The organism is Granulicella rosea, assembly GCF_900188085.1.
Classification (GTDB): domain Bacteria; phylum Acidobacteriota; class Terriglobia; order Terriglobales; family Acidobacteriaceae; genus Edaphobacter; species Edaphobacter rosea.
The window spans coordinates 199,510-213,609 of sequence record NZ_FZOU01000005.1 but is presented as its reverse complement, the minus strand read 5'-3'; the positions used below and the strand labels follow the sequence as shown (position 1 = coordinate 213,609).

The following is a 14,100-nucleotide window of genomic DNA, read 5'->3' as shown; positions in this document are numbered from 1 at the left end:
AACCGTCGCATGAGCCTAGACAGCCGGCCCGACCGGCAGCGTCACTTCGAAGCTCGTCCCGCGCTCCGGCCCCTCCGTGTGGCTGACGACGCGGATCGCGCCGCCATGCTTGCGGACGATATTCTCCGACACCCACAGGCCGAGTCCCGTGCCGGTGCCCTCCTTCGTCGTGAAGAACGGCTCGAAGATGCGGTTCAGGTTCTCCGGCCGGATGCCCGAGCCATTGTCCGTGGCGCGCAGCAGCACCATCGGCTGCGCGCCGGGAACGTTCGCATCCGGCGGCAGGAGCGCGGTTTCGAGCCGCAGAATCCCCTCGCCGCCCATCGCGTCGTAGGCGTTCACCAGCAGGTTCGAGATCACCTGCCGGATCTCGCCCTTGACGCCGATCATCTCGAGTTTGCCCGGGTGGTAGTCGCGCTCGATCTCCACATGTCGCGCCTGAAAGCGCTTCAGGTAGATCTGCAGCGTGCTCTCAACGGATTCGTTCAGGTCGAAGGTGATCGGGCCGGTGAGTTCGCGGTAGAAGCCCAGCGATTGCCGCGCGATGTGCGTCAGCCGCGAAAGCTCCGACAGCGCCTCCTGCACATAGCCCTTCAGCGTCGGCGTAATCTCGGGCGAGGTGTCGATCAGGTACATCAGGTTCGTGATCGACTCCAGCGGATTGTTGATCTCATGCGCGATGGCGGCTGAAAGGCGGCCCGCCGCGGCGAGCTTCTCGCTCTGCACCAGCGCCTTCTGCGCGGCCTGCTGCGCGGTGTAGAGGCTCGCATTCTGCAGCGCCAGCGCGGCGCGATCGGCGAGATTCTCGGCCAGCGAGAGGTTCGAGGCGAGGTAGACACGCCGCGCATCGAGCAGTTGAAAGACCAGCGCGCCCAGGCGTTTGCGCCCAACCTGCAACGGCACAATCAGCGTTGCGCTGTCGATCATGCGGGATACGCCCGTCTCCGCAACCTCGCGCGCCAGCGGCTCCAGCTCCGGCGGCAAAGGCAGAGAGCTATCGACATCGGCCGGCGCGGTGAGATCTTCATTGGCCGCGCCCCCGTGCAGCAGTACGTAGCACCGGTCGGCGAAGAGCGGCTGAAAGACCGTCTCAATGCTCCGGAGCGTCTCCTCATAGTTCAGCGAGGCGACCAGCCGCGAGCTGACCTGGGCCTGAAAACGCAGCGTCTTCTCGGAGTCGTACGTGCGCATGAGCGCGTTGACGAGCGAAAGCAGTTCGCTGGGATGCACCGGCTGCGCCACATAGGCGTCCGCGCCGCCCGAGAAGCCGGACGCCCGCAGCACCGGGTCCGCGAAGCTGGCCGAGACCTGCAGCACCGGCATGGACGCGGTCGCCGGCGCGCTCTTGATCCGCCGGCAGACGTCGTAGCCGGACATATCCGGCAGCTTGACGTCGAGGATGACCAGTTCAATGCGATCGCTCCCTGGCGCCTCCAGGGCGCGCAGCGCCTCCGTACCCGTGCCCGCCTCGATCACCGTGAAACCGGCGCTTTCGAGGATGCGGCGCATGGCGTAACGCTGCTCTTCGGTGTCGTCGACGTACAGAATTCTGCGGTTCCGTGGCTGAATCATCCCTGGGGCCGCCTGTGATGCATGTTACATAAACCTACTTGAAGGAGCGCGCGTTCGAGCTGCGCGTTCAACTCGTCCTGTTCGATCTGGATGTCGCCGCCGGCGTTCAGCGCCGTCGCGCGTTTGGACAGGATGGTCAGTCCGAGCGCCTCGAAGGCACGCCGCTCCTCCTCCGAAAGCGTCATCGAGGTATGCAGAACGATCGGAAGATCGCGCGTCTGCGGCTGCGCGCGCAGTTGTCGAGCCACCTCCGTGCCGGACATGCCGGGCATGACAAGGTCCAGAAAAAGCAGGCTGGGCGGGTTGTTCCGGATCGCCTCCAGCGCGGCCTGCCCCGTGGCTGCCTCGTGAATCTCCGCCGTGGTGTAGCCCGAAAGCGTACGCCGCAGCAGGTAGCGGGAGACCTCGTCGTCATCCACCATCAGGATGTGCGGCAACGGCGCGGCGGACTCCGACGCGGAGGTCTCGGAGCTTGAGGCGCTCACCAGCGCAGGCAGGATCAGACGGAAGGTCGAGCCTACGCCGACCTGCGAGGTGAAGTCGACATGGCCGCCCAGCAACTCCGCCAGACTGCGCGAGAGCGGCAGCCCCAGGCCGCTTCCTTTCTGCCGATGGTGGCTCGGCGAATCCACCTGCCCCCACTCCTGCATCACCATCTCGGTGTGTTCGGGCGCGATGCCGATGCCGGTATCCGCGACCGAGAAGACGACGCAACCCATATTCCCGGACAACGGCGCGCCGGCGGGCGGGGGAATCTCCTCCGCCGTGACCGTCACCGTGCCGCGCTCCGTGAACTTCAGCGCGTTCGAGACGAAGTTGCGCAGAATCTGCGCGATCTTGCCCTCGTCGCTGCGCAGCATCATCGGCCGGACCGGAATCTCGAAGTGCAGCTTGACGTTTTCGTTCAGCGCCAGCGGCCGGAACATGCCGCGCAGACCGGCGAAGATGTCGGCCACCGTGAACACGGTCAGCTTGATGCTGGTCTTGCCCGCCTCGATCTTGGCTACATCGAGCAGGTCGTTCACCATCTCGCTCAGATTCTGGGCCGAACGCAGGATGAACTGCACCTGCTTGTCCTGCTCCGCGTTCAAATCCCCGTCCGTATGCGCCAGCAGCAGGCGCGAGAGCGAGACGATGGAGTTCAACGGCGTGCGCAGCTCATGCGTGACGCCGGACAGGAAACGCGTCTTCATCTCCGACGCCGCCTGCACGGCCTGCGCCTTGTCCTCCAGCTCCGCGTAGAGCACCAGCACGCCGCGATTGGTCTCCTCCAACTCCTCATTCAGCGTCTGCAACTCGATCTCGCGCGTGCGCAGGTCGCCCAGCAGCGTCATCAGCTCGCGATTCTGGTCAGACAGACCCACGACCGAGCCCGAGGCAGACTGCGCCAGCTCGGCGGCGATCTTCGAGATCGCGGGCGGCGCGGGCGCATGGCGCGGCAGCCGCTTGATCAGCACCGCCGTCGTGCCCGTGGCGCCGGTCGTCAGATCGAAGTCGTCGAGCAGACGCCGCGCGCCGACCAGCCCCATGCCCATGCCGGTCGTCGACTTATAGGTGCCGCCCCAGATCGAGTCCAGATGCGGGATGCCACTCCCTTTGTCCGCGATGACGATGCGCAGGCTCGGCCTTTGGCTCTGCTCCTCGGGATCGAGAAAATACTCCGCGCGTCCGCCGCCCGCATATTCGAACGCATTGCGCGCGATCTCCGAGACCGCCGTGGCGATGCGCGTCTGATCCTGCAGGTCGAAGCCCAGGATGGCGGCGATCTGCTTGGCTCGCTGACGGGCGACCAGAAAATCGGTCTCCTGCGTCATCTGCACGGTGAGCAGACTGCGCGAGGCGGCGGTCTTGGCGATGGACGACTTAGCCATGAGCCACCCCTGTCAGCCGACTGACCAGGATCGTCGCGTCGTCGCGACCGCGGATCGCATCGCGATAGAGCACGCCGGCGATGGTCGCGGGGGCGCCATGCACCAGCCGGGGATACTGACTCATCTTCCAGTGGGTCGAAAGCCCGTCCGAGTGCATGATGAGCAGCGTACCCGGATCGAACGGGTATTGAAACTCCTGCAGGCGGCGCATCTGGTGGCCCAGCGTTCCGTTATGCGAGACCATCGACCGCGTCGTGTTATCGAGCGCCACCAGCACGCAACTGATGTTGCCGATGCCGCAGCAGGTCGCCACCCGCGTCGCGCGATCCACCGCGACGATGGCGATGGCCGCCCCGCGCGTGGCGTGCATGGGGCCGTGCATCTGCTGCAGCAGCTCGGCGAGGCCGATCCCCGGCCGCGTCTCGAGCCCCTGCAGGAAGAGCTGCGTCGCCAAGCTCGATGCCTCGTTCGCCAGAATCCCGTGGCCCAGGCCGTCGACCAACAGGTAGAGGTCGCGCCCGGAGACGGTGCGCGTGGCCCACGAGTCGCCGTTCACGCTCTCTCCCAGCAGCGCCGTACACAGAACCACCGTATCGTCGCCTCTGGAGAGAGAAGCGGCCGGCGACACGGAGGCCGCGGCGACGACCCCCTTGCCCAGTTCGGAGAAGATGCCAAAGCTCTGCGCCTGTCGCTGCGACGCGCCCAGCCCCAGCCCCGGCGTCGAGCCCGTGCTGTAGCCATCCAACTGCGCACGTTCGATGCTGGCGATGCCGGGTCCCTTGTCGATCGCGACGATTTGAATCGCGTCCGATCGCGCTCCGTCGCGCGAGGGCGAGGCGCTCAGCAGAATCTGCCCATGCGTGGCGTGCTGCAGGATATTGTTCGCCAGCTCGGCGACGACGATCTCGGCCCGCGCGACAGTCTCCTCGTCGAAGCCCAGCCGCTCGCCCAGCCGATGCACGGCGCGCCGGGCCGCCGCCACCTGCGTCGGGTGTTCGATGGGGTGTGATTCGGACTGCCTTAGCGGCTCCATTTCGCGATCGTTACCGTGGTCCCTTCTCCGACCTTGGATGCAATCTGGAACTCATCCATCAGCCTGCGGGTTCCACTGAGTCCAAGTCCCATGCCCTTGCCCGAGGTCCAGCCGTCCGTCATCGCGCGCTCCAGATCCGGTATGCCCGGTCCCTCGTCCGTGAAGGTGAGGCGAACCCCCGTCCGCGCGTCCCGGACCATATCGACGCGCACCTCGCCGCCCAGTCCATAGTCCAGCGTATTGCGCGCAATCTCGCTCGCCGCCGTCACCAGCTTGGTCTGGTCGACGAGGCCGAGTTTGCTCGCAATCGCAATCTTTCGAACCGCTGTACGCACCAGTACGATATCCTCGGGCTGGCGAATTTGCAGCACGTCACTCTGGAGGATTTCCATCTTCCTCCATATTTGCGTCCTTGAGCACTTCCAGGCCGGCCAGCTCCGCCTCCCTGCGCAGGATCTGCATGCCGCGCTCGACCGACAGCGCGGTGCGGATGCCCGGCAGCTCCAGACCAAGCTCCACCAGCGTGATCGCCACCGCCGGCTGCATCCCGACCACCACCGTCTCCGCATCCAGAATGCGCGAGACCGAGGCGATATTGCCCAGCATGCGCCCAATAAACGAGTCGACGATTTCGAGGCCCGAGATGTCGATCAGCACGCCGCGCGAGCCGAAGCGCACGATCCGCTCCGTGAGATCGTCCTGCAGCTTCATGGCCAGCCGGTCATGCATGTCCACCTGAACGGTGATCAGCAGAAACTCTCCCATTCGTAATATGGGTATGTGTTCCATCGTGTCCCCTGTCGCTACTTAACCGCTGTGATCGAGGAGCGCTTGGCCAGGGCAAAGCCCGTACGCTGCAGCGCGATCTTGAAGGCGTCGGCCAGCGAGGCCTTCGTGACGACATCGCCCAGCTCCACGCCCAGATGAACGATCGTCTGCGCGATCTGCGGACGGATGCCGGAGATGATGCACTCCGCGCCCATCAGCCGCGCGGCCGTGACGGTCTTCAGCAGATGCTGCGCCGTCAGCGTGTCCACCGTCGGTACGCCGGTGATGTCGATGATGGCGATCTCCGAACCCGTCTCGACGATGCGCTCAAGCAGCGACTCCATGATCGTCTGGGTGCGCGAGCTGTCGAGCGTGCCGATAATCGGCAGGGCGAGCACGCCATCCCACAGCTTGACGACCGGCGTGGAGAGTTCGAGCATCTCCTGCTGCTGGCGCAGGATGATACCCTCACGCGCCTTCTGGTGCGACTCCGTCACATACAGGCCAAGGCGGTCGAGCAGCAGGCTGGAGTTCCAGACCTCGTCGATCTGCGCGGTGACGTCGTTCGTGCTGGTGCGGATCGCCTCGAAGAGCGGACGCTTGAACGAGAAGATGAACGTCGCCGTCTCGCTGGGCGAAAAGCCAAGCTGCGCGCGGTCGCCGGTGATGCTGTCGAGAAAGCGGCGCATCTCGCGGGAGATCGTGGAGCTGGAGTAATCGGTCGAGTCGCCCTCGGCGACGGTCTGCTGCAGCAGTTGGATGAACTCCGCAGACTGCCGCTTGAGGTCGCTGTCGGCGATCAGGTTGCGCACGTTTCCGCTGCGGCGCTGCTCGGCCAGCCAGGCTTCGAGAAGCGAGGACTCTTGACTGCGAAGAAGATGGGACAAAGTAACTGTGCTCAAGGAGTGGCCTCTGGGGGCCGCAAACGATCTATCTGCGGCAGTGTGATTATGTCATATCCCGCACACATACATCGGCCACGCAGACGACGATGCCGCTCGAAGGTCGAGCGGCATCGTACGGCTGGGAGAGTGATGGCTTAGAACTCGATACGCCCGCTGAGCTGTACTGATTTGCGAGGTGCGGCGGTGTTTGCCGTTACCTGCCCGAAGTTTGCGTTGCCGACCGCGGTGCTGGCGACGGCAAACCACGTGTGATTGGTGACGTTATACCACTCCGCGCGGATATTGAACCGGGAAGACTCGGTCAGGTGCAGCGGGAAGCTGCGAACCAGAGCCAGGTCGAGCTGGTAGTTGCCCGGGCCGTAAAGGTTATACGGCGCCGTGCGGGGCGAGTTGCCGATGGTGTACGCAGGTACGGTGGCGGTATTGAGAACCGTCGTCTGACCTGAGGGAGCCACGGGGTTGATGAAGGGTCCGGTCGGCGTCGTGGTCGTGCTGGCGACGCTGGGAACGATGAAGTAAGACGCAGGGTTGTTGGTCTGGTTGTAGGTAGCGGTCGTCACTCCCTTGCCCCACTTGCCGTTCTGGCGAGCGCCGCCGGCGAAGCTGGGGTTGAGCGTCGGTTCGCAGGTGGAGACCGCAGGATTGGTCTGGCAGGCCGAACCGGTAATCGCCAGCGGCGAACCGGAGAAGGCCTGGAAGATGCCCGACAGCTTGTACCCGCCGAGGACCGCACGCTCATAGCGGTTGCCGTTGAGCACGTTCGAGCCGAACGGCAGGTTCCATACGCTGGTCACCACGACGTGGTGGGGCTGGTTGGAAGTGGAGACGGTACGCTCGATGCGGTCCTGAGCATAGGAAAGATTGGGATTGTTGACGATCTCTCCCGCCGGGATGGCGTAGCCGGTGCGGAAGGTGCCGCCATCGTCGATCGAGCGCGACCAGGTGTAGTTCGCCATGAACGTGAGGCCATGCGACGGACGCATATTCAACGACGCCTGCAGCGCGTGGTAGTTGGAGTTGGCGACATAGCCGAAGGTGTCGCTGACCGTGTGGAACGGGAACGGCTTCAGCAACTGGCTGAGCGGCTGGCTGGTGTTGAAGGTGCTGGTGTACGAGGGGCAGACGTTGACATTGGCCGCGCAATACGTCGTCAACGCGGCGCCGGTGAGAGCGAGGTTCGAGCCGAGCGTGAGCGCGTACTTCGGATCGAGCTGGTCGGAGTAGTAGCCGCGCGGGTTGCCGCCGTCGGTGGGCAGGAAGTGGCCCTGGGAACCGACGTAGGTGATGGTCGAGGCGATCGCCTGCGTCCACTGGTGCTGGAAGCCCAGGGTCCAGTTGATGAACTCGGGAGCGCGGCCGCCGAGGTAAGGATCGTCGTAGCCCATCGACGACGGCGTGCCGGTGTAACCGGTGGCCGTGGTGTAGCCTGTGCCGAAGCCGTTGCCCGAAGCCGCGCCGCTGGCCGGCGCCGCCGTGGGAACCGCGCCGTTGGTTCCGGTAAGCGGCGCCGTGCTGAGCAGCGAGCCGTTCGACGAGGCGCTCAAAGCGCTCGAGAATCCAAGCGTTCCGAGACTGGAGGCCGAACCGCCTACCGCGCCGCCGTGCGTGAACATGACGCCGTAGCTGGCGTGAATGACCGTCTTCGGCTCAATCTGATAGGCCAGTCCGAGACGTGGACCGAAGTTCTTCATGTAGTTATGTACGGGCGAGTCGCAGTTGCAGGTATTTGCGCCGTTTCCAGTGAACTGCAGAGCTCCGGGTACGCCGGTAACGGGGTTGGCGAGGGTCGGGTTGAAGAAGCTGCCGGCGTCGTGGACCTCCCGGATCGATGGGAAGTAGTCGTAGCGCAGGCCCAGATCGAGCGTCAGCTTCGAGTTCACCTTCCAGTTGTCCTGGATGTAGGGCGAGATCGGACGGAAGCGCGCGCCGAAGATCTGCTGCAGGTACTGGGTGTAGCTCGCCTTATCGATCTGACCGACGAGGAAGCTGGCATAGGAGAGACCGGAGCTGGCCAGCGCGGCGTACTTCGGCGCGGTATTGCTGGACGCCGTGATACCGGCCGTCTCCGTGACGGCGTTGGCGAGTGTCAACGGCGTGGTGCCGCCGGTGGCGTTGTTGACGTTGTACAGCATCCAGGCGATCTGGGCGCCGAGAGTGAAGGTATGCGCTCCCTTGACCCACTGGACGTTGTCGACCAGCGTGTAGTTCTGCGCAATGGTGACGCCCGGAGTCGTACCGGCCCAATTGGTCGGCGCGTCCGTACCCGCGAAGGTCGTGATGGGGAAGGCGGCCTGCGCGGCGCCGGCAGGCAGATTGGTGAGTCCGAGCGACGAGGCCGAATAGGCGGGAAGCTCATCCGTGTCGTAGGTCGGTCCGTTGTAGCGGGCATAGCCGTACTTGATCTGGTTGACCAGATGCGGGGTAAAGATGTGCGTCTCTTCGACGATGCCGACAGCCGTCTTCGGGGTGAAGGCCTGGCCGTAGTTATAGGGGATCGGTCCGACGTTGCGGCCCGCGGTCGTCTGAGCCGCAGGCGTGGAGCTGGCCTGGCGGCCAATGGCGGCCACCATCGTCACCGTGTCTGCCGCGCTGATGTTGTAGTCGATACGGTCCGTCGTCGACCAGTTGACGAGGCCGTTCTTGTTGGGTGCGATGTAATTGTTCAGCAGACCCGCGCTGTTGGGCACGGAGGGCAGAAACTGCTGCATGTTCACCGCGACGGCCGAAAACTGGCTCGCGGGAATGACGTTGATCGCGGCGCCGGTGGCGACGGGTCCGCCGCCGGGGCCGGCCGTTCCGCTGTAGCCGTACCCATACTGATAGCGGCAAGGGCCGTTGGTGCTGTGCGAGGTGCAGGCCGTCTGGGTCGAGGGATCGTAGATATTCACGCCGGTGGCGCTGAAGTCGCCGCCACGCTCAGCGAGAGTCGGGAAGGTCATCGGCGTGGGCGTGGTGTTCGCGTAGCGGAAGCCGTTGTAGTTTCCGTAGAAGAAGAGCTTATCCTTGAAGCGTCCGAACGGTACGAGCGGACCGCTCAGGTTGATGCCGAACTCGTTGCTGTTTTCGCTCGGCTTCTTGACAAGGCCGGTGACGGGATTGGGGGCTGAGCCGAAGAAGCCCCAGGTGTCGAGCGCGGTGTTGCGGAAAAACTCGTAGACGGAGCCGTGGTACTTCGATCCGCCCTGCTTGATGGTGTAGTTCTGAATGCCCTGGCCCTCATAGATGGCCGAGTATCCGCTGGTCTGCACCTGAAGCTGATCGACCGCGTCGACCGAGATGGCCGTCCAAACGTAACGCGGGTCGCCGTTGCCGCCCGCGCGCACAAAGGCGACGCCGTCGACATACACATCCGAGACCGCGCCCTTGCTGCCCGATCCGTTGACGATGCCGGTGTTGGTGGTGGCATTGCCGGTGGTGTTGTTGCCCTGCACGCCTGGCATCAGGAAGGCGAAGTCCGTTGCCCGGCGCTGATCCGGCTGGCCGTAGGCGCCCATCTCGATCGGCAGAGCGGAGTACATATCGCTCTCCATCGTCGAGCCCAGGGTGGCGTTGGTGGTCTCAAGCTGCGGCGGCGCCGCGCTGATCGTCACCGACTCGGTCGTCTCGCCGAGCGTGAGGCTTACATTGACCACCGCCGTCTCCAGCGCATTGACGGTGACATTCTGCTGCTTGGTGGTCTTGAAGCCCGGGGCGCTGACCTCGACCGTGTAGATATCGGCATCGAGCGCCGGAACCGTGTAGTCGCCCGCGGAGGTCGTGGTGCTGGTGATCTTCGTGCCGCGCGTGGTGGAGGTGGCGACGACGGTGGCGGACGAAACAACCGCTCCGGTTCCGTCCAGGACGGAACCCTTGATCTGGCCCTTGCCGGAGAGTTGCGCGCTGGCGACGGAAGCGCACAGGAAGAAGATGGCGGCAACCCCGAGAAAGAGGTTGCGAAGAGTCTGCGAAGCGGACCGAATGCCGGGTCGCAGGACATTGCTGATGAAGGTAAGGTACATGATTTGAAGCCTCGCGTAAGGGTTGCAGACGTTCGTGGGCGCGCATGGAAGCCGCGCTCTCATCAAACTGGATGGTCGGACCACCCAGCCGCGAATGCAACTCTGATCCACTGGATGGACCACTGTCAAGTGATTTGCCACAAAAGTTGCGCGACGAAATACCGTTAGCGTTTACTTTCGGGAAAAAATTCAAGTCCCAAATAGAACGGCCGACGCAACTTCGCCCGCCCTCGAAGCGAGGCGCGGGCGAAGTTGCGTCGGCACGAGTAGCCGGTAACTGTCTACGGAAGCTGTGGCGTGGAGAGCAACGGCGTACGAACAGGCCGCGCCAGACCGACAAACTCCGTCAGCGTGTTGCTGCCGAAGTTGCTCACCCAGATGTCGCCGCTGGGGGCGATCGCGAGCGCGTAGGCCTCAAGCAGGCCCGCGTCCGCGCCGAAGCCTCCCGAGGGTGAGAGCGCCGCGCCGGGACTCGATGTGGTCGAACCAGCCAGCTCCGTAATGTAGGTCTGACGGAAGTTTGCCACCCACACCGTTCCCGCGCCGTCGATGGCGACCGACTGGGGGTGATTCAGCGAACCGCTTGCCGTATAGCCGGTCGAGACCACCGTGCCGCAGCTATTGATCTGCGAGACGCTGTCGCCGTAGAAATTTGCCACCCAGACGTTATTCTGCTGGTCCACCGCCACGGCCGAGGCGCCGGTGCAGCAGGTGTAGTTGGTGAAGCTGCTGCCGTCGGGCGCGACCTTGGTCACGGTATTGCTGCTCTGGTTGGCGATCCATCCGTAGTGGTTGCCGTCGATCGCGACCGCCACAGGGAAGGCGAAGAGCGGCGTCGTATAGCCAGACGCGCCCGAAAGCGGCGTACCGGTATTCGAGAGCAGCGTCAGGTGCGAGTTGCCGTAGTCCACCACCCAGGACGTCGTATTCACATCGATCGCCACGGCGATGGGGTAGTTCAGACCACCGGCCGAGTACCCGTTCGAACCCGCCTGCGAGGCGCCCGCCTTGTTCAGCACCGAGACCGAACCGAAGGAGGAGTTGACCGCGTAGGGGCTCTGCTCGTTCGGGATCCAGGCGTTATCGTTCGCGTCGACGGCGAGGCCGTAGGAGTTGTCCAGCCCCAAACCCGTAACGCCCGACGGATAGAGCGGCGCGCCGATCGGCGAGAAGGCCGACGCCACGTTGAAGTAGTTGGCCACGCGCACGTTGCCCGCCGAATCGATGCCCAGGCCGGAGGGGCTGTTCATGCCGCCGCCCGAGTAGGTGATCGTCATGGTCCAGTCCGCCGGCGCGGCCGCGAGCACGGGCGAAAACGCCGTGCTGACCAGCGACTGCGTGTAGCGCGTCGCAATGCTCGTGCCGGGGTTGCGCGCGAGGTTGAAGGCCGCATCGAGCGTATTCGTCGGCGCAACGCCGGGGCTGTTCGCGGTCAGCGTGTAGAGCTGGCTGCATCCTGTAGCGGCCGTGCCCGAGGTGCAGGCGTTCAGCAGGTTGGCGACGCTGTCGATGCGCGGCGCGGGCGAGACGCCATTGGTGGGAAAGGTCGAGCCGGGCGATGTGCCGAGCGCGGGGTTCGCCAGGTTGATGGCGGTTGCGAAGGCGTTGGCGATGCCGGTGACATTGGTCGAGGTCGCCCCCACCACCCCGCCCGCGGCCATGAACTGCGAGAGCGCGTACGCCGCCGCGACCGTCGTCACCTCGTTCACGACGACAGCTTCTCCCGCTGTCTGCTGGTTGCACGCGCCGAGCGCGGTCATCAGCACGATGCCGGAGTTGGCCGCGGCCGAACCGGCCTGGCCGCCACGCGAGACCACGTAGAGCTGCGAGTTGGTCGCCGGGCAGGTGTAGCCGGCGGGGATCGAAGCCGCGCCCGTGCTGGCGGTTGTCACCGCCGAGGCCAGCGCCGTCGGCGCGGAGCCGAGACCGGTCATGCCCGCCGCGTAGAGCTGGACCGATGCGCCCGTGATGGGCTGCACGCCGGCGAGCACCTTCACGCTCATCGCGACGCCGGTCAGCGTGCCGGTCGCGACGGGCGTGGCGGGCGCGGTCACCGGAGCCACGGTCGGCGTACAGGCCGGGGTCACCGGCGTACCGGCCGTGCCGGATGTGCCGCATCCGGCGAGTGAGAGAGCCAGTGAGCAGGTGACGGCGGCGAGCGCGCCGCGGAGACGGAGTACGGGAAGAGCCGGGAGTTGCACGTGAGACCTCGACAGGAAGCTAGCCTGCGCGTGCCCGTTGGCGGCGCGCGTCAGTTGCGGCGATAGGGCTTGGTCAGATTATCCAGATTCACGGCGGAAAGAAAGGCCTGCAGGTCGCCGTTAAGCTGTTTTCTTGCAATATCTACCGGAAGGGTGGTGTCGATCGTCTCCACCTTCAGCAGGATCGGGATGGGCCGGCTCGCCTCCTGGCTGAGCAGCGTCTTCGGATCAGGACGGCTGTAGACGAATCCGAAGTTCATCTGCGCGGCGGAGTGCTCGCCGCAGGTCGAGCCGTTGCAGAGCGTCGTCGCCTCGAGAAACTGCGTCGCGCCGTCGTTGTAGAACGAGGTATGGAAGGCGACGGGATCGCTGCCCGCGGTCGGAAAGACAGTCTCCCCCTGCCACAGCGGATCCTCGCCGCGAGCGGAGTGGCAGATGAGCGTATCGTGCGAGCCCAGCACGGGCGAGACGCCGATCGAGACATGACTGCCTTCGCCGCTGACCGGCGCATACTCCGCCCAATGGAAGAGCAGCGCGCCGCCGATCAGATTCTCATTCCACCGGCGCACGAGGTGGAAGCCGCCGGCGGTCTCCGGAAACGCGCCCAGCGCGCTCTCATCCGCCAACAGAGCGGCGTTGGGACGCTGCGCCTCCATGCGCCGCACGACGATGAAGCAGGAGAAGATCGTAAAGACCGCCATGGCCGCCAGCCGCAGATTCACGCCGCGGGACGGAGCATCGCTCGCAGGCGCGAGCGGCAGAGCCAGCACGGAGGTCTGCTCCGTCTCGCCGCGATCAAGACTGGCCTTCGCGCCCAGCCGCTGGATGGCCGTGAACAACATCATGCAGGCGATCAGAAAAAGCGCTGCCCCGATGAGGTAGTCGGCGTTCTCCGCCTTATCCTGCAGCGACGGAACATGCAGCGCCAGCAGGTAATAGAGCACCAGCGTGCAAAGTCTGACGAAGTTGAACACGTACCCCAGGAAGACCGCGCCCAGCACCACCAGCACATGCGCGCGCCAGCGGAAGCGGTACAGGTAGCCCGCGATCAGCGCGATGAAACCCATCGTCACGGCGCCGCGAATGCCGTTGCAGCCCGGCGCGATGAACATGCCGAAGTTGGGCGTGAACATCAGCCGCATCCGGTCCGCCGTGAGCGGCTGGCCCAGCGCCATGGCGAAGCCGCGCGCGATATGCGCCGAGGCGCGCTGCAGCGGCAGATCCACATAGACGTTGAAGATGTGCGGAATGGGATTGACGAACCAGAGCAGAATGATCGGAAACAGCGACGCGCGAAACAGCCGCCGCCCGCCGAAGAGCAGAACCGCGCCCGCGCCGTATGCAAAGGCAACCAGCGAATGAGGCGGAAAATAGATGGTCCATGAGGGCGACAGCACCAGCATCAGGACCGACTGGTTGCGGATCGCGACCGCGACGGCGGTGATCGCGAGGATCGCGAGTCCCCACCAGGTTCCGTCCATCTCCCACCGCAGCGAACGCCACACCCGCAGGATGAGCAGGAAGCTGACCGCGGGCACGACCATGCCGATGGATTTGAGCGCATCGGTCGTCCATAGACCCCACAGCGCCTGCGCGGTCGGCCAGATGGACGCGACTCCCAGCACCGTGAGCAGAGCCGCTGCTCCGGCCGCGAACGCGGGAGATAGAGCGCCGGTCCGCGTCAGGGCTGGGGGTAAGGCTTTAGCGGTAGAGAAGGTCGACATGTGCAGTCCGTCGCGGAGACGGATGGCC

At 65.0% G+C, this 14,100-nt stretch carries 9 protein-coding genes; all 9 read right to left on the bottom strand.

Translation table 11 applies throughout. The features are described 5' to 3' along the window. Positions 1 to 15: 15 nt before the first annotated feature. The 9 genes from CHB87_RS14985 to xrtJ all read right to left on the bottom strand — a co-directional run bounded on the left by CHB87_RS14985 (position 16) and on the right by xrtJ (position 14,072). A complete protein-coding gene (locus tag CHB87_RS14985; RefSeq protein WP_089409246.1) occupies positions 16 to 1,572 on the bottom strand; it encodes an ATP-binding protein in 1,557 nt (518 codons plus the stop codon). Continuing rightward, positions 1,569 to 3,443, bottom strand: a complete 1,875-nt coding sequence (locus CHB87_RS14980) for an ATP-binding protein (protein WP_089409245.1) — start codon at positions 3,441 to 3,443, stop codon at positions 1,569 to 1,571. Before CHB87_RS14980 ends, CHB87_RS14985 begins: the two co-directional genes overlap by 4 nt. Beyond that, a complete protein-coding gene (locus tag CHB87_RS14975; protein ID WP_089409244.1) occupies positions 3,436 to 4,476 on the bottom strand; it encodes an ATP-binding protein in 1,041 nt (346 codons plus the stop codon). The genes CHB87_RS14980 and CHB87_RS14975 overlap by 8 nt, the downstream gene beginning before the upstream one ends. Beyond that, entirely contained in the window at positions 4,464 to 4,868 is a 405-nt protein-coding gene (locus tag CHB87_RS14970; RefSeq protein WP_089409243.1) for an anti-sigma regulatory factor, read from the bottom strand. The genes CHB87_RS14975 and CHB87_RS14970 overlap by 13 nt, the downstream gene beginning before the upstream one ends. Further along, positions 4,849 to 5,241: an STAS domain-containing protein gene (locus CHB87_RS14965; protein WP_245818017.1), complete on the bottom strand. Its 393-nt coding sequence runs from the start codon at positions 5,239 to 5,241 to the stop codon at positions 4,849 to 4,851. The genes CHB87_RS14970 and CHB87_RS14965 overlap by 20 nt, the downstream gene beginning before the upstream one ends. A gap of 38 nt (positions 5,242 to 5,279) precedes the next feature. After that, positions 5,280 to 6,131 (bottom strand): STAS domain-containing protein, encoded by an 852-nt coding sequence (locus tag CHB87_RS14960; RefSeq protein ID WP_245818016.1) that lies wholly within the window; start codon positions 6,129 to 6,131, stop codon positions 5,280 to 5,282. A gap of 152 nt (positions 6,132 to 6,283) precedes the next feature. Further along, complete coding sequence (locus CHB87_RS14955) at positions 6,284 to 10,147, bottom strand: carboxypeptidase-like regulatory domain-containing protein (RefSeq protein ID WP_089409240.1); 3,864 nt, start codon at positions 10,145 to 10,147, stop codon at positions 6,284 to 6,286. 281 nt (positions 10,148 to 10,428) lie between these two features. Continuing rightward, complete coding sequence (locus CHB87_RS14950; protein WP_089409239.1) at positions 10,429 to 12,348, bottom strand: hypothetical protein; 1,920 nt, start codon at positions 12,346 to 12,348, stop codon at positions 10,429 to 10,431. Positions 12,349 to 12,398: 50 nt separating this feature from the next. Then, complete coding sequence (gene xrtJ / locus CHB87_RS14945; protein WP_089409238.1) at positions 12,399 to 14,072, bottom strand: exosortase J; 1,674 nt, start codon at positions 14,070 to 14,072, stop codon at positions 12,399 to 12,401. Positions 14,073 to 14,100 lie beyond the last annotated feature (28 nt).

Coding starts and splice junctions, on each gene's coding strand:
- CHB87_RS14985 (WP_089409246.1), bottom strand. CDS start 1,572: ATGATTCAGCCACGGAACCGCAGAATTCTGTACGTCGACGACACCGAA.
- CHB87_RS14980 (WP_089409245.1), bottom strand. CDS start 3,443: ATGGCTAAGTCGTCCATCGCCAAGACCGCCGCCTCGCGCAGTCTGCTC.
- CHB87_RS14975 (WP_089409244.1), bottom strand. CDS start 4,476: ATGGAGCCGCTAAGGCAGTCCGAATCACACCCCATCGAACACCCGACG.
- CHB87_RS14970 (WP_089409243.1), bottom strand. CDS start 4,868: ATGGAAATCCTCCAGAGTGACGTGCTGCAAATTCGCCAGCCCGAGGAT.
- CHB87_RS14965 (WP_245818017.1), bottom strand. CDS start 5,241: ATGGGAGAGTTTCTGCTGATCACCGTTCAGGTGGACATGCATGACCGG.
- CHB87_RS14955 (WP_089409240.1), bottom strand. CDS start 10,147: ATGTACCTTACCTTCATCAGCAATGTCCTGCGACCCGGCATTCGGTCC.
- xrtJ (WP_089409238.1), bottom strand. CDS start 14,072: ATGTCGACCTTCTCTACCGCTAAAGCCTTACCCCCAGCCCTGACGCGG.